The sequence below is a fragment of the Pseudomonas cucumis genome (assembly GCF_030687935.1).
In the GTDB taxonomy this organism is placed as follows: Bacteria; Pseudomonadota; Gammaproteobacteria; order Pseudomonadales; family Pseudomonadaceae; genus Aquipseudomonas; species Aquipseudomonas cucumis.
Genome location: NZ_CP117454.1, coordinates 1,758,159 through 1,781,957 on the forward strand (window position 1 = coordinate 1,758,159; position 23,799 = coordinate 1,781,957).

Annotated in this window: 25 protein-coding genes; all 25 read left to right on the forward strand. The window is 59.3% G+C overall.

Annotation, left to right across the window (positions count from 1 at the left end; genetic code table 11):
* The first annotated feature begins 116 nt into the window (after positions 1-116).
* The 25 genes from fliE (at position 117) to PSH97_RS08055 (ending at position 23,762) form a co-directional block, all read left to right on the forward strand.
* A complete protein-coding gene (gene fliE / locus PSH97_RS07935; RefSeq protein WP_010456962.1) occupies positions 117-446 on the forward strand; it encodes a flagellar hook-basal body complex protein FliE in 330 nt (109 codons plus the stop codon).
* A gap of 15 nt (positions 447-461) precedes the next feature.
* Positions 462-2,249, forward strand: a complete 1,788-nt coding sequence (fliF, locus tag PSH97_RS07940; protein WP_305448752.1) for a flagellar basal-body MS-ring/collar protein FliF — start codon at positions 462-464, stop codon at positions 2,247-2,249.
* On the forward strand, positions 2,242-3,261 hold the full coding sequence (gene fliG, locus PSH97_RS07945; RefSeq protein ID WP_003184041.1) for a flagellar motor switch protein FliG: 1,020 nt from the start codon (positions 2,242-2,244) through the stop codon (positions 3,259-3,261). The genes fliF and fliG overlap by 8 nt, the downstream gene beginning before the upstream one ends.
* 7 nt (positions 3,262-3,268) lie before the next feature.
* Entirely contained in the window at positions 3,269-4,078 is an 810-nt protein-coding gene (gene fliH / locus PSH97_RS07950) for a flagellar assembly protein FliH (RefSeq protein ID WP_305448753.1), read from the forward strand.
* A complete protein-coding gene (gene fliI, locus PSH97_RS07955; RefSeq protein ID WP_305448754.1) occupies positions 4,068-5,426 on the forward strand; it encodes a flagellar protein export ATPase FliI in 1,359 nt (452 codons plus the stop codon). The genes fliH and fliI overlap by 11 nt, the downstream gene beginning before the upstream one ends.
* Positions 5,427-5,432: 6 nt before the next feature.
* Positions 5,433-5,882: a flagellar export protein FliJ gene (fliJ, locus tag PSH97_RS07960; protein ID WP_305448755.1), complete on the forward strand. Its 450-nt coding sequence runs from the start codon at positions 5,433-5,435 to the stop codon at positions 5,880-5,882.
* 155 nt (positions 5,883-6,037) lie between these two features.
* Positions 6,038-6,343, forward strand: a complete 306-nt coding sequence (locus PSH97_RS07965) for an STAS domain-containing protein (RefSeq protein WP_052966709.1) — start codon at positions 6,038-6,040, stop codon at positions 6,341-6,343.
* 5 nt (positions 6,344-6,348) lie between these two features.
* Positions 6,349-8,052, forward strand: coding sequence for an ATP-binding SpoIIE family protein phosphatase (locus tag PSH97_RS07970; RefSeq protein ID WP_305448756.1), 1,704 nt, complete (start codon positions 6,349-6,351; stop codon positions 8,050-8,052).
* Between the two features lie 32 nt (positions 8,053-8,084).
* Positions 8,085-8,432, forward strand: a complete 348-nt coding sequence (locus PSH97_RS07975; protein WP_305448757.1) for an Hpt domain-containing protein — start codon at positions 8,085-8,087, stop codon at positions 8,430-8,432.
* 105 nt (positions 8,433-8,537) lie between these two features.
* Positions 8,538-9,899, forward strand: coding sequence for a flagellar hook-length control protein FliK (locus tag PSH97_RS07980; protein WP_305448758.1), 1,362 nt, complete (start codon positions 8,538-8,540; stop codon positions 9,897-9,899).
* Positions 9,900-10,126: 227 nt separating this feature from the next.
* Entirely contained in the window at positions 10,127-10,630 is a 504-nt protein-coding gene (gene fliL / locus PSH97_RS07985) for a flagellar basal body-associated protein FliL (protein WP_305448759.1), read from the forward strand.
* A gap of 9 nt (positions 10,631-10,639) precedes the next feature.
* Positions 10,640-11,608 (forward strand): flagellar motor switch protein FliM, encoded by a 969-nt coding sequence (gene fliM / locus PSH97_RS07990; RefSeq protein ID WP_008072629.1) that lies wholly within the window; start codon positions 10,640-10,642, stop codon positions 11,606-11,608.
* Positions 11,609-11,675: 67 nt separating this feature from the next.
* On the forward strand, positions 11,676-12,134 hold the full coding sequence (gene fliN, locus PSH97_RS07995; protein WP_407682184.1) for a flagellar motor switch protein FliN: 459 nt from the start codon (positions 11,676-11,678) through the stop codon (positions 12,132-12,134).
* On the forward strand, positions 12,135-12,617 hold the full coding sequence (gene fliO / locus PSH97_RS08000) for a flagellar biosynthetic protein FliO (RefSeq protein WP_305448761.1): 483 nt from the start codon (positions 12,135-12,137) through the stop codon (positions 12,615-12,617).
* Positions 12,617-13,375 (forward strand): flagellar type III secretion system pore protein FliP, encoded by a 759-nt coding sequence (fliP, locus tag PSH97_RS08005; protein WP_253548824.1) that lies wholly within the window; start codon positions 12,617-12,619, stop codon positions 13,373-13,375. Before fliO ends, fliP begins: the two co-directional genes overlap by 1 nt.
* Positions 13,372-13,641, forward strand: a complete 270-nt coding sequence (gene fliQ, locus PSH97_RS08010; protein ID WP_007938648.1) for a flagellar biosynthesis protein FliQ — start codon at positions 13,372-13,374, stop codon at positions 13,639-13,641. The genes fliP and fliQ overlap by 4 nt, the downstream gene beginning before the upstream one ends.
* A 3-nt stretch (positions 13,642-13,644) precedes the next feature.
* Positions 13,645-14,427, forward strand: coding sequence for a flagellar biosynthetic protein FliR (gene fliR, locus PSH97_RS08015; RefSeq protein ID WP_305448762.1), 783 nt, complete (start codon positions 13,645-13,647; stop codon positions 14,425-14,427).
* 3 nt (positions 14,428-14,430) lie between these two features.
* Positions 14,431-15,570 (forward strand): flagellar biosynthesis protein FlhB, encoded by a 1,140-nt coding sequence (flhB, locus tag PSH97_RS08020; RefSeq protein WP_305448763.1) that lies wholly within the window; start codon positions 14,431-14,433, stop codon positions 15,568-15,570.
* Positions 15,571-16,328: 758 nt separating this feature from the next.
* Complete coding sequence (locus PSH97_RS08025; protein ID WP_305448764.1) at positions 16,329-16,994, forward strand: hypothetical protein; 666 nt, start codon at positions 16,329-16,331, stop codon at positions 16,992-16,994.
* Between the two features lie 258 nt (positions 16,995-17,252).
* Positions 17,253-19,382: a flagellar biosynthesis protein FlhA gene (flhA, locus tag PSH97_RS08030; protein WP_305448765.1), complete on the forward strand. Its 2,130-nt coding sequence runs from the start codon at positions 17,253-17,255 to the stop codon at positions 19,380-19,382.
* Positions 19,383-19,393: 11 nt separating this feature from the next.
* Positions 19,394-20,719, forward strand: a complete 1,326-nt coding sequence (gene flhF / locus PSH97_RS08035) for a flagellar biosynthesis protein FlhF (RefSeq protein WP_305448766.1) — start codon at positions 19,394-19,396, stop codon at positions 20,717-20,719.
* 116 nt (positions 20,720-20,835) lie between these two features.
* Entirely contained in the window at positions 20,836-21,666 is an 831-nt protein-coding gene (fleN, locus tag PSH97_RS08040) for a flagellar synthesis regulator FleN (protein ID WP_003222917.1), read from the forward strand.
* Entirely contained in the window at positions 21,663-22,403 is a 741-nt protein-coding gene (gene fliA / locus PSH97_RS08045) for an RNA polymerase sigma factor FliA (protein WP_007894214.1), read from the forward strand. The genes fleN and fliA overlap by 4 nt, the downstream gene beginning before the upstream one ends.
* Before the next feature lie 168 nt (positions 22,404-22,571).
* Positions 22,572-22,943: a chemotaxis response regulator CheY gene (locus tag PSH97_RS08050; RefSeq protein ID WP_008072643.1), complete on the forward strand. Its 372-nt coding sequence runs from the start codon at positions 22,572-22,574 to the stop codon at positions 22,941-22,943.
* Between the two features lie 30 nt (positions 22,944-22,973).
* The gene (locus PSH97_RS08055; RefSeq protein ID WP_305448767.1) at positions 22,974-23,762 is read left to right on the forward strand and encodes a protein phosphatase CheZ; all 789 of its coding nucleotides are present in this window, start codon (positions 22,974-22,976) and stop codon (positions 23,760-23,762) included.
* The last annotated feature ends 37 nt before the right edge of the window (positions 23,763-23,799 follow it).

Sequence of the window (23,799 nt, forward strand, 5' to 3'; positions counted from 1 at the left end):
TTTGTTTAGAGCGGCCACGGAGCTGGCACCCTTGTTGCTAACACCTCTGTACCCGCCGAGTGAGTGTCAAAAAATTGCGGGTAGCCAAAGACGTAGCTTCGTCAAAGAGAGAAACCATGAGCCAAGGTATTGAATTCAATCGGTTGATGCTGGACATGCGCTCCATGCAAATGGATGCGATGTCTGCGCCGAAATCGACTGCCGCAGTCCCTGAACTGGGTGGCAGCAGCTTTTCCGACATGCTCGGTCAGGCCGTCAATAAAGTGAACGACACCCAGCAGGCGTCCAGTCAGTTGGCCAGTGCCTTCGAGATCGGTAAAAGCGGCGTCGACCTGACAGACGTGATGATTTCTTCACAGAAGGCCAGCGTGTCTTTTCAGGCGCTGACCCAAGTGCGTAACAAGCTGGTTCAGGCTTACCAAGACATCATGCAGATGCCGGTTTAAGGACGAGATTGAGTCATGGCAGAAGCAATCGCCGATAATGTTCCGGCCAAGGCCACTCCAATAGACGGCAAACCGCCGCTGTTCGGATTGTCCTTCCTGGAAAACCTCTCCGAGATGACCATGTTGCGTCAGGTGGGCCTGTTGGTCGGCCTGGCTGCGAGCGTGGCGATTGGCTTTGCCGTGGTGTTGTGGTCCCAGCAGCCAGACTACCGGCCTCTGTACGGCAGCCTTGCCGGTATGGACGCCAAGCAGGTCATGGAAACCCTGGCCGCAGCCGACATTCCCTATACCGTTGAACCGAACTCAGGTGCCTTGCTGGTCAAGGCCGATGACCTGTCCCGTGCACGGCTCAAGCTCGCGGGCGCTGGTGTCACTCCCAGCGACGGCAACATCGGTTTCGAGATCCTCGACAAGGAGCAGGGGCTGGGTACCAGCCAGTTCATGGAAGCGACCCGTTATCGTCGCGGCCTCGAAGGCGAACTGGCCCGAACCATTTCCAGCCTGAACAACGTCAAAGGTGCCCGCGTGCACCTGGCGATTCCGAAAAGTTCGGTGTTCGTGCGAGATGAACGCAAGCCCAGCGCTTCGGTTCTGGTTGAACTCTATTCCGGTCGCTCGCTGGAGCCGGGCCAGGTCGTCGCCATCATCAATCTGGTGGCGACCAGCGTTCCCGAGCTGAGCAAGTCGCAGATCACCGTGGTCGACCAGAAGGGCAACCTGCTGTCGGATCAGGCGGAAAACTCCGAACTGACCATGGCCGGCAAGCAATTCGATTACAGCCGCCGCATGGAAAGCATGCTCACCCAGCGTGTGCACAACATTCTGCAACCGGTGCTGGGCAACGACCGCTATAAAGCCGAAGTCTCGGCTGATGTGGATTTCAGCGCCGTCGAGTCGACTTCCGAGCAGTTCAACCCGGATCAGCCGGCATTGCGCAGTGAGCAATCGGTCAACGAACAACGCACTGCCAGCAATGGTCCGCAAGGTGTGCCGGGTGCCCTGAGCAACCAGCCGCCATCGCCGGCCTCGGCGCCGCAAACCACCGGTGGCGCCACCGCGTCGGCCGGCATGGTGCAACCAGGCCAGCCGTTGCTCGATGCCAACGGTCAGCAAATCATGGACCCGGCCACCGGGCAGCCGATGCTGGCGCCGTACCCGGCCGACAAGCGTCAACAATCCACCAAGAACTTCGAACTCGACCGTTCCATCAGCCATACCAAACAACAGCAGGGCCGTTTGAATCGCCTGTCGGTGTCGGTAGTGGTGGATGACCAAGTCAAGGTCAATGCGGCCAATGGCGAAACGACTCGTGCGCCGTGGAGCGCCGATGAATTGGCGCGCTTCACTCGTCTGGTGCAGGACGCGGTCGGTTTCGACGCCAGCCGTGGCGACAGCGTCAGTGTGATCAACATGCCGTTCTCCGCCGAGCGCGGTGAAGCGATCGCCGAGATTCCGTTCTATTCCCAGCCGTGGTTCTGGGACATCGTCAAGCAAGTGCTGGGTGTGTTGTTCATCCTGGTGCTGGTATTCGGCGTGCTGCGTCCGGTGCTCAACAACATCACCGGTGGCGGCAAAGACAAGCAACTCGCTGGCCTGGGTAGCGACGTCGAGCTCGGTGGCATGGGCGGCCTGGACGGTGAACTGGCCAACGACCGCGTCAGCCTCGGTGGCCCGACCAGCATCCTGCTGCCGAGCCCGAGCGAAGGCTATGACGCACAGTTGAACGCAATCAAGAGTCTGGTGGCAGAAGATCCGGGTCGCGTGGCCCAGGTCGTGAAAGAGTGGATTAACGCAGATGAGTGATAACCGAGCCGCTGTCGCCAAACTGTCCCGGGTTGATAAAGCCGCGATTCTGCTGCTGTCCCTGGGCTCTACCGACGCCGCGCAAGTGCTGCGCCACATGGGCCCCAAAGAGGTCCAGCGTGTGGGTGTGGCCATGGCCCAGATGGGTAACGTGCACCGCGAGCAGGTCGAACAGGTCATGAGCGAGTTCGTCGACATCGTCGGCGACCAGACCAGCCTGGGCGTCGGTTCCGATGACTACGTGCGCAAAATGCTCACCCAGGCCTTGGGCGAAGACAAGGCCAACGGCCTGATCGACCGGATCCTGCTGGGCGGCAACACCAGCGGCCTCGACAGCCTGAAGTGGATGGAGCCGCGCGCCGTCGCCGATGTGATCCGTTACGAGCACCCGCAGATCCAGGCGATCGTGGTGGCGTACCTCGACCCGGATCAGGCCGGCGAAGTGCTGGGCAACTTCGACCACAAGGTCCGGTTGGACATCATCCTGCGAGTGTCTTCGCTGAACACCGTGCAACCGGCGGCCCTGAAAGAACTCAACCAGATTCTCGAGAAGCAGTTCTCCGGCAACTCGAATGCCTCGCGCACCACCCTGGGTGGCATCAAGCGTGCGGCCGACATCATGAACTTCCTCGACAGCTCGATCGAAGGTCAGCTGATGGACTCGATCCGCGAAGTCGACGAAGACCTGTCCGGTCAGATCGAAGACCTCATGTTCGTGTTCAACAACCTGTCCGATGTCGACGACCGCGGCATTCAGGCGCTGTTGCGCGAAGTGTCCTCGGACGTGCTGGTGCTGGCCCTCAAAGGCTCGGACGAAGGCGTCAAGGAAAAGATCTTCAAGAACATGTCCAAACGGGCGGCCGAACTGTTGCGCGACGACCTCGAGGCCAAAGGCCCGGTGCGCGTCAGCGACGTGGAAACCGCGCAGAAAGAAATCCTCACCATTGCCCGCCGTATGGCCGAAGCCGGAGAAATCGTTCTCGGCGGGAAGGGCGGCGAAGAGATGATCTAAGGTCACTATGTCGTCCAAACATGATGAGTCCAATACCGACCTGATCCGTGCCAAGGACGTCGGTGGTTTCGACATCTGGTCGCTGCCCAGTTTCGACCCGTTTGTGCCGGAACCCGAGCCGGAGCCAGAGCCTGAACCGCCGGAAATGGAAGAAGTGCCGCTGGAAGAAGTCCAGCCACTGACCCTCGAAGAGCTCGAAAGCATTCGCCAGGAGGCCTACAACGAAGGCTTCGCCGTTGGCGAAAAAGAAGGTTTCCACAGCACCACGCTCAAGGTCCGTCAGGAAGCCGAAGTGGCCCTGACGGCCAAGATCGCTGGCCTGGAACAACTGATGGCCAACCTGTTCGAGCCGATTGCCGAGCAGGACACCCAGATCGAAAAGTCGCTGGTCGACCTTGTGCGGCACATCACCAAACAGGTGATTCAGCGCGAACTGGCCATCGACTCGACGCAGATCGAACACGTCATGCGCGAAGCGCTCAAGCTGTTGCCGCTGGGCGTGGGCAACGTGCGGCTGTACGTCAACCCGCAGGATTTCGAACAGGTCAAAGCCCTGCGCGAGCGCCATGAAGAAACTTGGCGCATCGTCGAGGACGAGTCCTTGTTGCCGGGCGGTTGCCGGGTCGAGACCGAGCACAGCCGCATCGACGCCACCATCGAAACCCGTATCACCCAAGTCATGGCCAAGCTGTTCGATCAATTGCACGATCAAGCGCTGCACCCGGCCGCGCCGGACCTGAGCCTGGAGCTGCCGATCGACGAAAAGCCTGTGGTCGCTCCGGTCGAGCCGTCACTGGATGATCCCGATGCGCCTTGATCGCACCAGCTTCGCCAAGCGCCTCGGTAGCTATGCCGAGGCCACGGAGCTTGCCGGTGCGCCAATCCTCGAAGGTCGCCTGCTACGCATGGTTGGCCTGACCCTCGAAGCCGAAGGCTTGCGCGCCGCCATGGGCAGTCGCTGCATGGTCATCAATGACGACAGCTATCACCCGGTGCAGGTCGAAGCCGAGGTCATGGGCTTCTCTGGCAGCAAAGTCTTTCTGATGCCGGTCGGCAGCGTAGCCGGCATCGCCCCTGGTGCCCGTGTGGTTCCCTTGGCCGATACCGGTCGTCTGCCCATGGGCATGAGCATGCTCGGGCGGGTGCTGGATGGCGCCGGTCGCGCACTGGACGGCAAGGGCGGCATGAAAGCCGAAGACTGGGTACCGATGGACGGCCCGACCATCAACCCGCTCAAGCGTGAGCCGATCAGCGAGCCGCTGGACGTGGGCATCCGTTGCATCAACGGTTTGTTGACGGTCGGTCGCGGTCAGCGGCTCGGGTTGTTCGCCGGTACTGGCGTGGGCAAGAGTGTGCTGCTGGGCATGATGACCCGCTTCACCGAGGCTGACATTATCGTCGTCGGGCTGATCGGTGAGCGGGGTCGAGAAGTTAAAGAGTTCATCGAGCACATCCTCGGTGAAGAAGGGCTCAAGCGTTCGGTGGTGGTGGCGTCGCCGGCGGATGATGCGCCGCTGATGCGTCTGCGCGCGGCCATGTACTGCACGCGGATCGCCGAATATTTCCGCGACAAGGGCAAGAATGTCCTGTTGCTCATGGATTCCCTGACCCGTTTCGCCCAGGCCCAGCGGGAAATCGCCCTGGCCATCGGCGAGCCGCCAGCGACCAAGGGTTATCCGCCGTCGGTGTTCGCCAAGTTGCCGAAATTGGTGGAGCGGGCCGGTAACGCCGAAAAGGGCGGCGGTTCGATCACTGCGTTTTACACCGTATTGTCCGAAGGCGACGATCAGCAAGACCCGATCGCCGACTCTGCGCGGGGCGTGCTCGACGGGCACATCGTGCTGTCCCGGCGTCTGGCCGAGGAAGGGCATTACCCGGCCATCGATATCGAAGCCTCCATCAGTCGGGTCATGCCGTCGGTGGTCGGCATCAAGCACTTGAACCACGCGCAGATGTTCAAGCAATACTGGTCGCGCTATCAGCAGAGCCGCGACCTGATCAGCGTCGGCGCCTATGTGCCCGGCGGTGATCGGGAAACTGACGCGGCGATCAATCTGCAACCGGCCATGACCATGTACCTGCGCCAGGGCTTGAACGACAACATCAGCATGGGCGCCAGCGAAGGCCATCTTGCTTCGGTCTTCGCGCCAGCGCCGGGCGGTTAACCGGTCATGGCCCAGAGCCGCGCAGCACGCCTGGCACCGGTGGTGGAAATGGCCGAAAAAGCCGAGAAAACCGCCGTCCAGCGCCTGGGGCACTTCCAGGGTCAGGTTCGTCTGGCGGAAAGCAAACTCGCCGACCTGGAAAACTTCCGTCTGGAATACCAGGAACAATGGATCGTGCGCGGCAGCAGCGGCGTGTCGGGCCAGTGGCTGCTGGGCTATCAGGGCTTTCTTGCACAACTGGGCACGGCCATCGACCAGCAGCGTCAGAGCCTGAACTGGCACCAAAACAACCTGAACAAATCCCGGGAAGCCTGGCAGCAGGCATTTGCCCGGGTCGAAGGCTTGCGCAAACTGGTTCAGCGCTACAGGGATGAGGCGCGGCAACTGGAAGACAAGCGCGAGCAGAAGCAGCTCGATGAACTGTCCCAGCGGTTGCCGCGTCAGGATCCGTATTGAGTCAGGTCGCCCAGGTTATCGTTCTTCGCGGGCAAGCCTCGCTCCTACAAGCGAAGGTGATTTCACAAACCGTACAATTTTTCAGCCTTGCTCCAGCCCCCATCAGGTGCTAAACCTTCTACACGTACGTTCGCCAATGACAAGGAAGCCGTGAAATGTCAGTCGTTACAGAAGTATCTCAGGATGGAAAAAAGCTGACGATTTCGATCGAGGGACGATTCGATTTCGGTCGGCATCAGGAATTTCGCGAGTCCTACGAGCGACTCAACAGTAAACCCGAGTCCATTGTGGTGGACCTGAAGAAAGCCACTTATCTCGATAGCTCTGCGCTGGGCATGCTGCTCTTGCTGCGTGATCACGCCGGTGGCGACAATTCCGATATTCGCGTCGTCAACAGCAGTTCCGATGTGAAGAAGATCCTCGCCATTTCCAACTTCGACAAACTGTTCGACATCAGTTGAGCGTCATGCAGCCGCTCGAGCCGCTGACGATCCTGATCGCCGAAGACAGCGCAGCCGATCGCATGCTGCTGTCGACTATCGTCCGTCGCCAGGGCCATGAAGTGCTGACGGCCGCCAACGGCGCCGAGGCGGTCGAAGCGTTTCGCTCACAACGACCGCACCTGGTGCTGATGGACGCCATGATGCCGGTGATGGACGGTTTCGAGGCTGCGCAGCAGATCAAGGCGCTGGCCGGCGAAACCCTGGTGCCGATCATCTTTTTGACGTCGCTGACCGAAAGTGAAGCGCTGGCCCGTTGTCTGGAGGCCGGGGGCGACGATTTTCTGGCAAAGCCTTACAACCAGGTGATCCTCGCCGCCAAGATCAAGGCCATGGACCGCTTGCGACGTTTGCAAGCCACGGTGCTGGAGCAGCGCGACCTGATCGCCAGGCACCACGATTACCTGCTCAACGAACAACGGGTGGCCAAAGCCGTGTTCGACAAGGTCGCCCATTCCGGTTGCCTGAACGCCCCGAACATCCGTTACCTGCAATCGCCCTATGCGCTGTTCAATGGCGATCTGTTGTTGGCCGCGTTCACCCCGGCCGGCGACATGAATGTATTGCTCGGCGATTTCACCGGTCATGGTTTGCCGGCCGCCGTCGGCGCGATGCCCCTGGCTGAAGTCTTCTACGGCATGACGGCCAAGGGCTACGGTTTGTCCGAAACCCTGCGCGAGATGAACGCCAAGCTCAAACGTATCCTGCCGGTGGACATGTTCTGCTGTGCGACCCTGCTGTGCCTGAGCTTTCAGCGAGGATCGGTGGAGGTCTGGAACGGCGGGATGCCGGACGGCTACCTGCACAGTACCGCCAGCGGTGAACGTATCGCTCTGACGGCACGGCACTTGCCGCTGGGCGTGCTGAGTCCGCAATCCTTTGATGATCGCACTGAGGTGTTCCCGATGGCCGTCGGGGATCGGGTGTTTCTGCTATCTGACGGGGTGATCGATACCTGCGATGCCAATGAGCAATTGTTTGGCGTAGAGCGATTGGAGCAGGTATTTGCAGCCAATCGTCAGCCTGATGCGCTGTTCGAAGAGATCGAACAGGCCCTGCGGGACTTTCGCGGCGAGGCTCGCGATGACGTGAGCATGGTCGAGGTCAGCCTGCTGGAGGCCGCGCAACTGAGTCCGCCGGCGCCGGTGTACTCCGATAGCGGTCAGTCCAGCCCGCTGGACTGGTCGGTGAGTTTCGAGTTCCGTGCCGCCACGCTCAAGCGCTTCAATCCGCTGCCGTACTTGTTACAGTTGCTGCTTGAGGTGCATGGCCTGCGGGCTCAGAGTGGCGCACTCTACAGCGTGATGGCAGAGCTTTATTCCAACGCCCTGGAGCATGGCGTGCTGGGCCTGGATTCGAGTCTGAAGCGCGATGCTTCGGGTTTTGCGCGTTATTATCAGCAGCGCAATGCGCGCCTGGACGAATTGCGCGACGGTTATGTGCGGGTGCATTTGCAGGTGACACCAACAGGCGAGGGCGGTTGCCTGACAGTCCGGGTCGAAGACAGTGGCAAGGGTTTCGATGTGGCGCGGGTGATGGAGCGTCCTGTCGATGATGTCCGTCTGTCGGGACGTGGCGTCAGTTTGATCCGTCAGTTGAGCGATCGTGCGAGCTGGTCCGATAATGGTCGAAGTGCTCGCGTGGAGTTTTTCTGGGCGGCTCAGGCATAATCCCAGGCATTCTTGATCAAAGGAGTGAACAAGTGGACGACACACATCTGGATCGTGGCGTGCTGAGCGCGTTGCAGGAAGTTATGGAGGACGGGTATCCAGAATTGCTTGATACCTTTCTCGCCGACTCCGAAGAGCGCCTAAGCCTGCTGCGAAAAGCTGACGATGCCGATCAGTTGGGCGCCGCTGCGCACAGCTTCAAAGGCAGCAGCAGCAATATGGGCGCTACCCGGCTGGCCGAGCTGTGCCATGAGCTGGAGCAGCGGGCCAAGCAGAAAAGCCTCGAAGGCATTGAAGCGCTGGTCGGAGAAATTGACGGCGAATTCGCTATTGTCCGGCCCCTCTACGAAGCGGAGCGCCAGCGCTCCCTTGCTGAATAAAGCACCCGTCCGGCGCTTTTAGCGGACCGCGAACAAAGCTGGCTCGACCCTTGCAATCAATTTGCTCAACTGTACCTACGATCCCAGTGCAGCGGAGACCGTTTTATGCCCGTTACCCCAAACATTCTTCTTCAGGCCGCCGCTACGGCCAAGGCTCAAGCTGCGACCGCCAATACGCCGGCGCTGACCGCTGAGCCCGGGGACAAGCCCTCCAGCTTCGCTCAGGTCTACGCCAATCAGGCCCAGAACAAACCTACGGCCGTGGCGGACGGATCGGCTAAACCTGCGCGCGACAAAGCGCCGGACAACACCGGCAAAAAGGGCGTGAGCAACGACAAGTCTGCCGCCCCGGAACCGACGGTTGCCGATAACGGCAAATCCTTGCCCGCCGATAAACCGGCGCAGGCTGACGACAAGACGGCCGCGGACGATACGTCCGCAGTTGCCGACACCCCCGTAGCCGATGCGGCACCGGTGGATCCGAGCCTCGATCCGGCCTTGATGCAGGTAGTCGCGCCGGTTGTACAGGCTACCGTGCCGGAAACTCCACCGGTGGTGGCCACTGTGCAATCACCCGTTGAGGTCCCTGCCACAGCCGCCGCTAGCGCGGCAGCGGCGCAGGCGGTTGCGGCTGCGGATCCAGATTTCGACCCCGAAGCCGATCCTCTCGATGCGCTGCCAGCCGTGCGCATGGCGATGGAGCAGGGCGGGCACGTTTCGGCCGCCAGCCAGGCCCAGCCAAAAGCGGCGCCGACCCCGGCTCAAGTCGACGGCGAGCCAACTTCGGCACAAAACTTTGCAGCGGGCATGGCGAGCATGGTAGATGTGCAAGCCGATCAGGACAGCACCAGCCAGGGCGGCGAGAAGGCCTTCAGTGGCCTGATCGATGATGGCCTCAAGGACCTCAAGTCCGCCAGCAGCGATACCCGTGTCGATGATTTCGCCAACCGTCTGGCGGCACTGACCCAGGCGGCAACGCCGAAGACTGCCAATGCATTGCCGGTGAACCAGCCAATCGCCATGCATCAGAGTGGTTGGACCGAAGAGGTGGTCAATCGGGTCATGTACCTGTCCAGCGCCAATCTCAAGGCGGCCGATATCCAGTTGCAACCAGCCGAGCTGGGACGCCTCGATATTCGGGTGAACATGGTGCCGGATCAGCAGACCCAGGTGACCTTCATGAGTGCCCACCCCAGCGTTCGTGAAGCGCTCGACGGGCAAATGCATCGCCTGCGTGACATGTTCGCGCAGCAGGGCATGGGACAGGTCGACGTCAACGTTTCCGATCAGTCCCGAGGCTGGCAGGGGCAGGGGCAGGAGCAGGCTCAACAGGGGCAGGGAGGACGTACCAACGCCAGCGGCGGTCGCCTCGATTCTGTCGATGAAGAACTCCCTGGGGCTGTCGCTGAAGTAGCCGCGAACACCACCAGCGTGATTGGCTCCAGCGCCGTCGACTACTACGCCTGATCAAACGCAGCACCCTATGTGTGGGAGCGAGCCTGCTCGCGATGAGGCAGTAACATTCAACATCGGCGTTGATTGTTACACCGCTATCGCGAGCAGGCTCGCTCCCACATTTGTTTTGTGGTGGCTGATGATCCTTTGCCTCAACTACCTCCCGACACTTCTGGCATAACACTTGCTCTTGCCTTGCCGTGCGACTGTGAAAACCCGAATAGTGACGGATTATTGGCATGGCTAAGAGCGACGCAGCACCAGTGAAAGACCCCGCAACCAAAGGCAAAATCAAGCTGATCATTGTGATCGTCGTGGCCCTGTTGCTGGCGATTGGCTTGTCCGTGGGGGCGACCTGGTTCTTCATGCACAGCGCCCAGAGCAAACCTGTCCCCGAGGCTGAAACTGCCGTGGTCGGCAAGCAGCCGGCGATCTTCGAACCGATGGCGCCGGCTTTCGTGGCCAACTACAACCAGAACGGCCGCCAGCGCTACATGCAGGTGAGCATCACCCTGCAGGGCCGTAATCAGGCCGATCTGGACGCGCTCAAAGTCCACATGCCGGTGATCCGCAATAACCTGGTGATGCTGTTTTCCGGTCAGGATTTCGCCACGCTGGCGAGCCCGGTCGGCCAGGAGATGTTGCGTCAGAAGGCCACGGCCAGCGTCCAGGAAGTGGCGCAGAAAGAGCTGGGCAAAGTGGTGATCGAACAGTTGCTTTTCACTAATTTCGTACTGCAGTAGGAACACGACATGGCCGTGCAGGACCTGCTGTCCCAAGATGAGATCGATGCGCTGTTGCATGGCGTCGATGATGGTCTGGTACAGACCGATAACGCTGCCGAACCCGGCAGTGTCAAAAGCTACGACCTGACCAGCCAGGATCGCATCGTCCGCGGACGCATGCCGACCCTGGAAATGATCAACGAGCGTTTCGCCCGCTACACCCGCATCAGCATGTTCAACATGCTGCGCCGCTCGGCGGACGTTGCCGTCGGTGGCGTGCAGGTGATGAAGTTCGGCGAATACGTGCACTCGCTGTACGTGCCGACCAGCCTGAACCTGGTCAAGATCAAGCCGCTGCGCGGCACCGCGCTGTTCATCCTCGACGCCAAACTGGTGTTCAAACTGGTGGACAACTTCTTCGGCGGCGACGGCCGTCACGCGAAGATCGAAGGGCGTGAATTCACCCCCACCGAACTGCGTGTGGTGCGCATGGTGCTGGAACAGGCCTTCGTCGATCTGAAGGAAGCCTGGCAGGCGATCATGGAAGTGAACTTCGAGTACATCAACTCGGAAGTGAACCCGGCCATGGCCAACATCGTCGGCCCGAGCGAAGCGGTTGTGGTGTCGACATTCCACATCGAACTCGATGGTGGTGGCGGCGACCTGCACGTGACCATGCCGTACTCGATGATCGAGCCGGTGCGCGAAATGCTCGACGCCGGCTTCCAGTCGGACCTCGACGATCAGGACGAGCGCTGGATCAACGCCTTGCGCCAGGACGTGCTGGACGTCGACGTACCGATCGGTGCCACCGTTGCCCGCCGTCAGCTGCGCCTTCGCGACATCCTGCACATGCAGCCCGGGGACATTATTCCGGTCGAGATGCCGGAAGAAATGATCATGCGCGCCAACGGCGTACCGGCCTTCAAGGTCAAGATGGGCTCGCACAAAGGCAACCTTGCGTTGCAGGTGATCGAGCCGATCGAGCGCCGCTGACCGGCGCTCCACCCCCCCTTTTTAATTGACTGCTCTTGATTGAGCAGGTGCCCGCCGAGGACAAATGATGAACGACGATATGAACGCCCAGGACGACCAGGCACTGGCTGATGAATGGGCTGCGGCCCTGGAAGAAACCGGTGACGCCGGGCAGGACGATATCGATGCCTTGCTGGCCGCCGATGCCGCCGGCTCGCCGTCCAACCGTCTGCCGATGGAAGAGTTCGGCAGCGTGCCGAAGAACAACGACCCGGTGACGCTGGACGGTCCGAACCTGGATGTGATCCTCGATATCCCGGTGTCCATTTCCATGGAAGTCGGCAGCACCGACATCAACATCCGCAACCTGCTGCAACTCAACCAGGGGTCGGTGATCGAGCTCGATCGTCTGGCCGGCGAGCCGCTGGACGTGCTGGTCAACGGCACGCTCATCGCCCACGGTGAAGTGGTGGTGGTCAACGAAAAGTTCGGCATCCGCCTTACCGACGTGATCAGCCCAAGCGAACGCATCAAGAAGCTCCGCTGAGTGAAAAAGGTTCTGGGAGGGGTGCGTAGGTTGGCGCTTGGGTTGGCGCTGGCCTTACCATTTGCCGTACTGGCGGCTGAACCGGTGGCGACGGCTGCGACGGCTGCGACAGCGGCGGCTGCGCCGGCCGTCAGCAGTGGGGTGGCCGGGCAATTGACGCAGTTGGTGTTCGGCTTGCTGCTGGTGCTGGGGTTGATCTTCTTCCTCGCCTGGCTGCTGCGCCGGGTCCAGCAGGCCGGGCCGGCCGGCAAGGGCCAGGTGATCGAGCTGATCGGTTCCCGCGCGCTTGGCCCTCGTGATCGTTTGATGCTGGTGCAGGTCGGCAACGAACAGATTCTGCTCGGCCTGAGCCCCGGCACCATCACCGCGTTGCATGTGCTCAAGGAGCCGGTGCAAGTGCCGAGCGGGACTGAAAAAGCGACCCCGGAGTTCGCCCAGCGCCTGTTTGAGTTGTTGGGCAAGGACCAGAAGGATAAGAAGTAATGGGTGCGTTACGCATCGTCTTGACGCTGGCCCTGATGCTGGCCGCGCCGCTGGCGTTCGCCGCCGATCCGTTGTCGATCCCGGCGATCACCTTGGGCACCAACGCCGAAGGCGCTCAGGAATACTCGGTCAGCCTGCAAATCCTGCTAATCATGACCGCGCTGAGTTTCATCCCGGCGTTCGTCATGCTGATGACCAGTTTCACCCGGATCATCATCGTGTTCTCGATCCTGCGTCAGGCCCTGGGCTTGCAGCAGACACCGTCGAACCAGATCCTCACCGGCATGGCGCTGTTCCTCACCATGTTCATCATGGCGCCGGTGTTCGATCGGGTGAATCAGGATGCCTTGCAGCCGTATCTGGCGGAGAAACTCACCGCTCAGGATGCCGTGACCAAGGCGCAGGTGCCGATCAAGGACTTCATGCTGGCCCAGACTCGCAGCAGCGATCTGGAGTTGTTCATGCGCTTGTCCAAACGCACCGACATCGCTACGCCGGATCAGGCGCCGCTGACGATTCTGGTGCCGGCGTTTGTCACCTCGGAGCTTAAAACCGCGTTCCAGATCGGCTTCATGATCTTCATTCCGTTCCTGATCATCGACCTGGTCGTGGCCAGTGTGCTGATGGCGATGGGTATGATGATGCTCTCGCCACTGATTATTTCCTTGCCGTTCAAGATCATGCTATTCGTGCTGGTGGATGGCTGGGCGTTGATCATCGGCACCTTGGCGAGCAGCTTCGGCGGTGTTTCACCATGACGCCGGAAGTTGCCGTAGACATCTTTCGCGAAGCGCTGTGGCTGACCACCATGATGGTGGCCGTGCTGGTGATTCCGAGCTTGCTGGTGGGCTTGTTGGTGGCGATGTTCCAGGCGGCTACCCAGATCAACGAACAGACCCTGAGCTTCCTGCCGCGCCTGCTGGTGATGCTGGTGACGCTGATCGTTGCCGGCCCGTGGCTGGTGCAGACCTTCATGGAATACATTCTGCAGCTGTACCACAGTATTCCTCAGGTCATCGGCTAAGCCATGTCGCTGCTTCAGCTGACCGATACCCAGATCAGCACCTGGGTGGCGACGTTCATGTTGCCGTTGTTTCGCATCGGTTCGTTGCTGATGGTCATGCCGATTTTCGGCACGACACTGGTGCCCACGCGCGTGCGTCTGTACTTCGCCCTGGCGATCACCTTCGTGATCGCTCCCGGTTTGCCGCCAATGCCGCCGGTCAATGCACTCGACCTGAGCGCACTGCTGCTGATCGCCGAGCAAATCATCATTGGCGCGGTATTGGGTTTCTCCTTGCAGCTGTTCTTCCAGGCGTTCGTGGTCGCCGGGCAAATTGTCGCGATCCAGATGGGCATGGGCTTCGCCTCGATGGTCGACCCTACGAACGGTGTGTCGGTGGCGGTGATCGGGCAATTTTTCACCATGCTGGTGACCCTGTTGTTCCTGTCGATGAACGGCCATCTGGTGGTGTTCGAAGTCCTCACCGAAAGCTTCACCACGCTGCCGGTCGGTGGCGGGTTGATGGTCCATCATTTTTGGGAACTGGCGGGCAAACTCGGCTGGGTGCTCGGTGCGGCGCTGTTACTGGTGTTGCCGGCGATCACTGCGTTGCTGGTGGTCAACATTGCGTTTGGCGTGATGACCCGGGCGGCGCCGCAGCTGAACATCTTCTCGATCGGCTTTCCGCTGACCCTGGTGCTTGGGCTGTTCATTGTCTGGGTTGGTCTGGCGGACATTCTCAATCAGTATCAACCGCTGGCCTCCGAGGCTTTGCAGTTGTTACGCGAACTGGCACGGGCGCGCTGAGTCATGGCTGAGAGCGAAAGCGGTCAGGACAAAACAGAAGACCCCACGGAGAAACGTAAAAAGGACTCTCGTGAGAAGGGCGAGATTGCGCGCTCCAAGGAGCTCAATACCTTGGCGGTCATGCTCGCCGGCGCCGGTGCCTTGCTGATTTTTGGCGGAGCCCTGGCCCAGGAGTTGATGGAGCTGATGCGCATGAATTTCTCGCTTTCGCGAGAGGTGATTCTGGATCAGCGCTCCATGGGCACTTATCTGCTGCATTCGGGGCAGATTGCGTTGTTGGCGATTCAACCCGTGATGATCACTTTGCTGCTGGCCGCGCTTATTGGTCCGATCTCCCTGGGTGGCTGGCTGTTCGCGGCCGGCTCCATGGCGCCCAAGTTCAGTCGCATGAATCCGGGGGCGGGCCTGAAACGAATGTTTTCGGCCAAGGCGCTGGTGGAGTTGCTCAAGGCCCTGGCGAAGTTTTTCATTGTGTTATTTGTGGCGTTGGCGGTCTTGTCGGCGGACATCGACGATCTGCTGCGCATCGCCCACGAGCCATTGGACATGGCGATCATTCACAGTCTGCAAGTGGTCGGCTGGAGCACCTTGTGGATGGCCTGCGGGCTGATCATCATTGCCGCGGTCGACGTACCGGTGCAGCTCTGGGAAAGCCACAAGAAGCTTTTGATGACCAAGCAGGAAGTGCGCGACGAGCACAAGGATCAAGAAGGTAAACCAGAGGTCAAGCAACGCATTCGCCAGTTGCAACGCGAGATGTCCCAGCGGCGGATGATGGCCGCGATCCCCGAGGCCGACGTGGTCATCACCAACCCGACCCACTATGCCGTGGCCCTCAAGTACGATCCGGACAAGGGCAATGCGCCGGTGCTGCTGGCCAAGGGTAGCGACTTCCTCGCCCTGAAAATCCGTGAAATCGCCGTGGCCAACAATGTGCTGCTGCTCGAATCGCCGGCGCTGGCGCGTTCGATCTACTACTCCACGGAGCTGGAGCAGGAAATCCCCGGCGGGCTCTATCTGGCGGTCGCTCAGGTACTGGCCTACGTCTACCAGATCCGCCAGTTTCGCGCCGGCAAGGGCAAGCGTCCGGATCCGCTCCAGGATAATTTGCCGATTCCACCGGATTTGCGTCGCGATTCCTGATCGGGGCGCCTTTGCGATGAATGTCAAAAGTCAGGGAATGGCTAGGATATTGTCGATAATCAGATTCGCTCCGTCAGGTTCGACTAGTGCGATCTTACTGGTGCCTTTGTGCCTGAATTCTAGTTTTTTGGCTTGTTTTCATTATCGTTCCCTGGCTCATTTACTTGGCCTATCTCCTTGTCGTTTTCGTCATAAAAAATAAGCGATAAAGCCTTTAAGGGTATTGAAGAACCAAAGGCTGAAAGATGAGGCGTGAGGCATCTTCCATGTCGTCAAAATTTTCAAGTACTTGCTGTTTCAATGATTGGGAGTTCATGTCACATACCCCCTGCTTGTGTAAAAGGATATGAGAGTCAAACAGGCACTGGGTGGGCTGTCTACTATCAGAAACTACAGGTGGGTACTAAAATCCGACAAGCGGCTAGATGTAGGCCAGCCTGTTTAGTCAGGGGGATTGTTTCGAATTTCTGAGCGCGCTTTGTAGGTCAGGGTGGTACCCAGATACGCTCAAGAATGGTCTGCTGATTCCGTCGGATTTATGGCGTGCTTCTTGAGAGATGGATTAGCAGTGTTACCCCGCACTCCGTTTGCCCGGGAGTCCCGCATACCTGTTAGTTTTGACAGTAGACAGTCAGTGCCATCTAGCGCTGTCATACCCATGGGGTTTCACCCAATTTATATCCTTGCTGTGGCGTCTCTGATTGTTTGATACGAGTGTCAAGGATTGGTATTGCATCAGAGTCCTCGAGGAGGCAGTCATGGAAAATCTTGAATATCGTAAACTGCAAGGGATGGAAGTGGAGTTTGTGTCGGGGAGGTTGGAGGAAAATCTTCGCGAACGGGCGATCGGTTACACCGTTACTTTCAATTTGGTTCTGGATTTCACGCATTTTGTGCAGATGGCGAACGTCTACATTCCGAACTATTTGAAAGAGGCAGCTAACGCGATTCGGCCTGAACTGGGAGGGCTGGCTTATCATAATAACTACCGTCCGTTTAATAGTGATGCCGGGACGATCGTCAACAACGCAAAGCTTTTCGAACTCTTCACGAATCGTGATTCATACATGGAGGGCTGGATCGGTGGGGAGATGGAAAGGCGATATAGCAAGCCGGAGTTCACAATAGTTGGTGACAAGTTGTCCATCACGGCACGACAGGACTTTCGCTGGGAAGACGAGGGGCGCCAGATCGAGATCAAAGATCTTGGGATTATCCCCTTTCATTGGGCGCTTACCCTGATAGAACAGCTCGAGAAAGAGTCTGAAAAACTGACGCCTGTTTCGAGGGTGACGCTCATGTACACCCAAGAAGAGTCCGTCGTAATCGACGGTGTCAAAATGCTCAAGGGCGTACGTTACATCAATGGCAAAGCATTGAGTTTTGGTCCAATCACTGACAAACAGGTGCTGACCGCGGGCTAACTTATCAAATGCTCTGTTGTTGCGGTTGCCGAGCACGGGAGACTGTGTCCGGCTGCGCAGCAGTCGTAAAACCCTTGCGGGGACTTTCGAGCGCGCGACCCCGGCTCGAACGCAGCCTCGCAGGCTTGCCAGCTGTTACAAAAGCCCAATAAATCCCTCTATTTCCCGACTCTGCAAAAGTTGGAAGGCTTCTTGCAGTAGCCGCCCTGCGCCTGCTTCAGGCGTCAAAAGTTTGCTTTAAAGGAACGGGGAAAACCGGTGGATCGCTCTCAGTTAATCAACACTGCACGCACAAACGTTGCCGACCTCAGTCGGGGCAATCTGGGTGTGCCGCTGTTGCTGCTGGTCATGCTGGCCATGATGATGTTGCCGGTGCCGCCGTTCCTGCTGGACGTGTTTTTCACCTTCAACATTGCCCTTTCCATCGTCGTGTTGCTGGTCTGCGTGTACGCCCTGCGGCCGCTGGATTTTGCGGTGTTCCCGACCATTCTGCTGGTGGCGACGTTGCTGCGACTGGCGCTGAACGTGGCCTCGACGCGGGTGGTGATGCTCCACGGTCAAGACGGCCATGCCGCCGCTGGCAAGGTGATCCAGGCCTTCGGTGAGGTGGTGATCGGCGGTAACTACGTGGTTGGTATCGTGGTCTTCGCGATTTTGATGATCATCAACTTCGTCGTGGTGACCAAGGGTGCCGGGCGGATTTCCGAGGTGAGCGCGCGTTTCACCCTCGATGCGATGCCCGGTAAACAGATGGCGATCGATGCCGACTTGAACGCCGGCCTGATCGATCAGAACCAGGCGAAACTGCGCCGGATGGAAGTGGCCCAGGAAGCCGAGTTCTATGGCTCCATGGACGGTGCCAGCAAGTTCGTACGCGGTGACGCCATCGCCGGCCTGCTGATTCTGTTCATCAACCTGATCGGCGGCATGGCGGTCGGGATTTTTCAGCATGGCATGACCTTTGGCGATGCCGGTCGGGTGTACGCCTTGTTGACCATCGGTGACGGTTTGGTGGCGCAATTGCCATCACTGCTGTTGTCGACTGCCGCCGCGATCATGGTGACTCGTGCTTCCGGCTCGGAAGACATGGGCAAGCAGATCAATCGTCAGATGTTCGCCTCGCCGAAAGCCCTGGCCGTGGCCGCTGGCTTGATGGCGGTGATGGGTCTGGTGCCGGGCATGCCGCACTTTTCCTTTCTGAGCATGGCCGCCTTGGCGGCCGGGGGCGCTTACCTGTTCTGGAAGAAGCAGAACGCCGTCAAGGTGCAGGCCCTGCAAGAGGTCAAGCGTCAGCAGGAGCTGTTGCCATCGCCGGCCCGCGCCCAGGAAACCAAGGAGCTTGGCTGGGATGACGTGACCCCGATCGACATGATCGGCCTGGAAGTTGGCTACCGCCTGATCCCGCTGGTGGATCGCAACCAGGGTGGTCAGTTGCTGGCGCGGATCAAGGGTGTGCGTAAAAAACTCTCCCAGGACCTGGGCTTCCTGATGCCGACGGTGCATATCCGTGACAACCTCGACCTGGCGCCAAGCGCCTACCGCCTGACCCTGATGGGCGTGATCCTGGCCGAGGCCGAGATTTACCCGGACCGCGAACTGGCGATCAACCCGGGGCAGGTCTATGGCACGCTCAACGGCATTACCGCCAAAGATCCGGCTTTTGGTCTGGAGGCAGTCTGGATCGAAATCAGCCAACGTGCGCAGGCGCAATCTCTCGGTTACACCGTGGTCGATGCCAGTACGGTAGTGGCAACGCACTTGAACCAGATTCTGTACAAGCATTCCAGCGAGCTGATTGGCCACGAAGAAGTCCAGCAACTCATGCAATTGCTGGCCAAAAGCTCACCGAAACTGGCCGAAGAGCTGGTGCCGGGGGTGGTCTCGCTGTCGCAACTGCTCAAAGTCTTGCAGGCATTGCTGGCCGAACAGGTGCCGGTACGGGACATTCGCAGCATTGCCGAAGCCATCGCGAACAACGCCGCCAAGAGTCAAGATACTGCCGCTTTGGTGGCCGCGGTGCGCGTCGGCGTATCCCGTGCAATCGTGCAAAGCATTGTAGGCACTGAGTCGCAGCTGCCTGTGATCACCTTGGAGCCAAGGTTGGAACAAATATTGCTCAATAGTCTTCAGAAGGCAGGACAAGGCTCGGAAGAGGGCGTTCTGCTGGAGCCAAGCATGGCTGAGAAGCTGCAGCGTTCGTTGATCGATGCGGCGCAGCGTCAGGAAATGCAAGGTCAACCGGTGATTCTGCTGGTGGCCGGCCCGGTGCGCGCGATGCTGTCGCGATTCGGTCGGCTGGCAGTCCCGGGTTTGCATGTGTTGGCTTATCAGGAAATTCCTGACAACAAGCAAGTGACCATCGTTGCGACAGTAGGGCCCAACGGCTGAGGTAGTGGTTTATGCAAGTTAAGCGTTTTTTCGCCGCCGATATGCGTCAGGCCATGAAACTGGTTCGTGATGAGCTGGGCGCCGATGCCGCCATCATTGGCAATCGCCGGATCGCCGGCGGTGTCGAGCTGACGGCCGCCCTGGATTACAAATTGTCGGCGTTGGCCCCGCGTGTTCCGAACATGGAACTCGAAGACGAGCTGCGCAAGACCCAATCGCGGATCGTCACCGCCCAGGCCGAACTGAGCCTGCGTGGCGATGGCGAGAGCGACAAGAGCACCAATCGCCAATTGTTCGCCGGCCTGCCGTTGACCGCCGCCGAGCCGCTGATTGAACCGACATTGGCCGAGCCTCGGCGTTCGGCCCCTGCGCCTGCCGCAGCGACCGGCGTTGACCCGCGTGCATTCGATTCGATGCGTTTCGAACTCAACAGCCTGCGTGAACTGATGGAAGTGCAACTGGGTTCGCTGGCCTGGAATCAGTTGCAAGGCAGCCGCCCGGCCCAGGCCAACCTCTGGCGTCGTCTGCAACGCATCGGTCTGTCCGGTCCGTTGTCGCGCGATCTGCTGGCACTGATTACCGACATTGAAGAACCCCGTCAGGCCTGGCGCATGTTGCTCGCGCACCTGGCGCGGATGATCGCCACCCCGGAAGTCGAGCCATTGGAAGAGGGTGGTGTGATTGCGATGGTCGGCCCGGCCGGCATGGGCAAGACCACTACGCTGGCCAAACTCGCCGCCCGTTACGTGCTCAAGTACGGCGCGCAAAACATCGCGCTGGTGAGCATGGACAGCTATCGCATCGGTGCTCAGGAACAGCTCAAGACCCTGGGACGCATCCTCAACGTGTCGGTCACCCACGTCGACCCGGGCCAATCGCTGGTGCAGGCGTTGGAGCCTTTGCTGCGCAAACGCGTGGTGTTGATCGATACCGCCGGCTTGCAGGCCAGCGATCCGGCACTGCGCATGCAGCTCGAAAGCCTGGCCGGACGCGGCATCAAATCAAAAAATTATCTGGTCTTGGCAACCACCAGCCAAAAACAGGTTCTAACCGCTGCTTATCACAGTTACAAACGCTGCGGCCTCGCTGGCTGCATCCTGACTAAACTGGATGAAACGGCAAGCTTGGGTGAGGTGTTGAGCCTGGCCATTAGTCATGAATTGCCGGTGGCTTACCTGACCGATGGCCCGCGGATTCCAGATGATTTGCATCTGCCGCGTCGTCATCAGTTGGTCAGCCGCGCCGTTAGCGTGCAAATGCAGGAAGAACCCAGCGAAGAAGCCATGGCTGATATGTTCGCTGATATTTACCACAGTCCCACCAAGCAGGTTGGCTGAGGTATTAATGAACATTTTTTGTACCTACATGGATGGTCTGCCATGCATTGTTCAGTCGCTGAACGCGCAGCCAGTAATGTGGCCTCCGTCTATGCAAGACAAGGTAAAGAAATAACATGGGCAGCATGCATCCCGTACAGGTGATCGCGGTGACCGGCGGCAAAGGTGGCGTCGGGAAGACTAACGTGTCAGTGAACTTGTCCCTGGCTCTAGCTGAGCTCGGCCGGCGCGTCATGCTGCTGGATGCCGATCTGGGGCTGGCGAACGTCGACGTTCTGCTGGGGCTGACACCCAAACGCACGCTGGCTGACGTGATCGAAGGCCGCTGTGAACTGCGCGACGTGTTGTTGCAAGGGCCCGGCGGCATTCGCATCGTCCCGGCCGCGTCCGGCACCCAGAGCATGGTTCATCTGAGCCCGGCCCAGCATGCCGGCCTGATCCAGGCCTTCAGCGACATCGGCGACAATCTCGACGTATTGGTGATCGACACCGCTGCGGGCATTGGTGACTCGGTGGTCAGTTTCGTGCGCGCAGCGCAAGAAGTTTTGCTGGTGGTGTGCGACGAGCCGACCTCGATCACTGACGCCTACGCGTTGATCAAACTGCTGAACCGCGACTACGGCATGAATCGTTTCCGCGTCCTGGCCAACATGGCGCAGAGCCCGCAGGAAGGCCGCAACCTGTTCGCCAAGTTGACCAAGGTCACGGATCGCTTCCTCGACGTCGCCTTGCAATACGTCGGTGCGGTGCCTTACGACGAAAGCGTGCGCAAGGCCGTGCAGAAGCAGCGTGCCGTCTACGAAGCCTTCCCGCGTTCCAAGTGCGCCCTGGCGTTCAAGGCCATTGCGCAGAAGGTCGATACCTGGCCGCTGCCGGCCAACCCGCGTGGGCATCTGGAGTTTTTCGTCGAGCGCCTCGTGCAACAGACCGCAGGACCCGTCCTATGACAGCCAGTGGCTACAACCTCTACAAGAAGTCGGCACGTGACGCGCAGTACGAGCTGATCGAGCGTTACGCGCCACTGGTCAAACGCATTGCCTACCACTTGCTGGCGCGTTTGCCGGCCAGCGTTCAGGTCGAAGACCTGATCCAGGCCGGGATGATCGGCCTGCTTGAAGTATCCACCAAATACGACGCCAGCAAAGGCGCGAGTTTCGAGACGTACGCGGGCATTCGAATCCGCGGCGCGATGCTCGATGAAGTGCGCAAGGGGGACTGGGCGCCACGTTCGGTTCACCGCAATACCCGCATGGTCAGCGACGCAATTCGCTCGATTGAAGCTAAAACCGGTCGTGACGCTAAAGATCACGAAGTTGCGGCCGAACTCCAATTGAGTCTCGACGATTATTACGGAATTTTGAACGACACCCTGGGCAGCCGGTTATTCAGTTTCGACGATCTGTTGCAGGACGGCGAACACGAAGGGCTGCACGAGGATGGCGCCAGTGCTCATCTCGAGCCGTCACGCGATCTGGAAGATGAACGCTTCCAGGCGGCGCTGGCGGACGCGATTGCCAATTTGCCGGAGCGTGAGCGACTGGTGTTGGCGCTGTACTACGACGAAGAGTTGAATCTCAAGGAAATCGGTGAGGTCCTGGGGGTCAGCGAATCGCGGGTCAGCCAGTTACACAGCCAGTGCGCGGCCCGTTTGCGGGGGCGTTTGGGGGAGTGGCGAGCGCGCTGACAGGCAGTGTGGGGACACTGCGAACGAGGTTGGTACGGCATTTTTCTGCACCAGCCACGGCCCGTTGTAAACCATACAACTGTTGAGTGTTACGCCGAATTGATTGAACGGCGCGTTCAGGTGCTGCGCGCGTTTTAAGACTGCTTGGAGGTCGAATTGGACAAGAATATGAAAATCCTCATCGTTGATGACTTCTCAACGATGCGGCGGATCATAAAAAACCTGTTGCGTGACCTTGGGTTCACCAACACGGTCGAGGCGGATGACGGTATTACCGCGATTCCGGTCCTCAACAGCGGGAGCATCGACTTTCTGGTAACGGACTGGAACATGCCCGGCATGACCGGTATTGATCTGCTGCGCCATGTGCGTGCCGATGAAAAACTCAAACACCTGCCGGTGTTGATGGTCACGGCCGAAGCCAAGCGCGAGCAAATCATCGAAGCCGCTCAGGCGGGGGTGAACGGCTATGTGGTCAAGCCATTCACGGCTCAGGCGTTGAAAGACAAGATTGAAAAGATCTTCGAACGCATCGGTTGATGTGCAAAGCCAGTCCGCCACGGGGGAGCTATGGAGCATAACGAATCTTCACAGGGCGATTTTGAGTCGACCCTGAAAAAACACGCGGTCGAACTGGTCGAAAGCCTTGAAAAAGGCAGGTTCGGCGACGCTGTGCAACTGATCCATGAGCTCAACCAGACCCGTGACCGCGGCCTGTACCAGGAAGTGGGCAAGCTCACCCGCGAGTTGCATAGCGCGATCGTCAATTTTCAGATTGACCCGCACATGCCGCAAGCCGAGGAAGTGTCTCAGATCACGGATGCCACCGAGCGCCTGGGTTATGTGGTCAAGCTGACCGAGGCCGCGGCCAACCGCACCATGGACCTGGTGGAAAACGCCACGCCGCTGATCAACAGCCTGAGCGACGAAGCTCAGGCGCTGAGCACGGATTGGGGACGGTTCATGCGTCGCGAAGTCGGGGCTGAAGAGTTCCGTGAACTGGCCCGGCGGGTCGATGGTTTCCTGACACGCAGCAGCGAAGACAACCGCATCGTGTCGAGCAACCTCAACGACATTCTGCTGGCCCAGGATTACCAGGACCTCACCGGTCAGGTGATCAAACGCGTGACCCAGTTGGTCACCGACGTTGAAAGCAACCTGCTCAAGCTCGTGCTCATGGCCAGTCAGGTCGACCGCTTTGCGGGTATCGAACATGACCGTGAAGCGATGCTGGCTGAAAAAGATCCACAAAAACATCTCTCTCAGGGTGAAGGTCCGCAGATTCATGCCGATAAAAGAGAAGACGTTGTGTCCGGTCAGGACGATGTGGACGATTTGCTATCCAGCCTAGGATTTTAGAGTTTTAGGTTTTTTAGGTTTTTAGACCTGTAGGAGC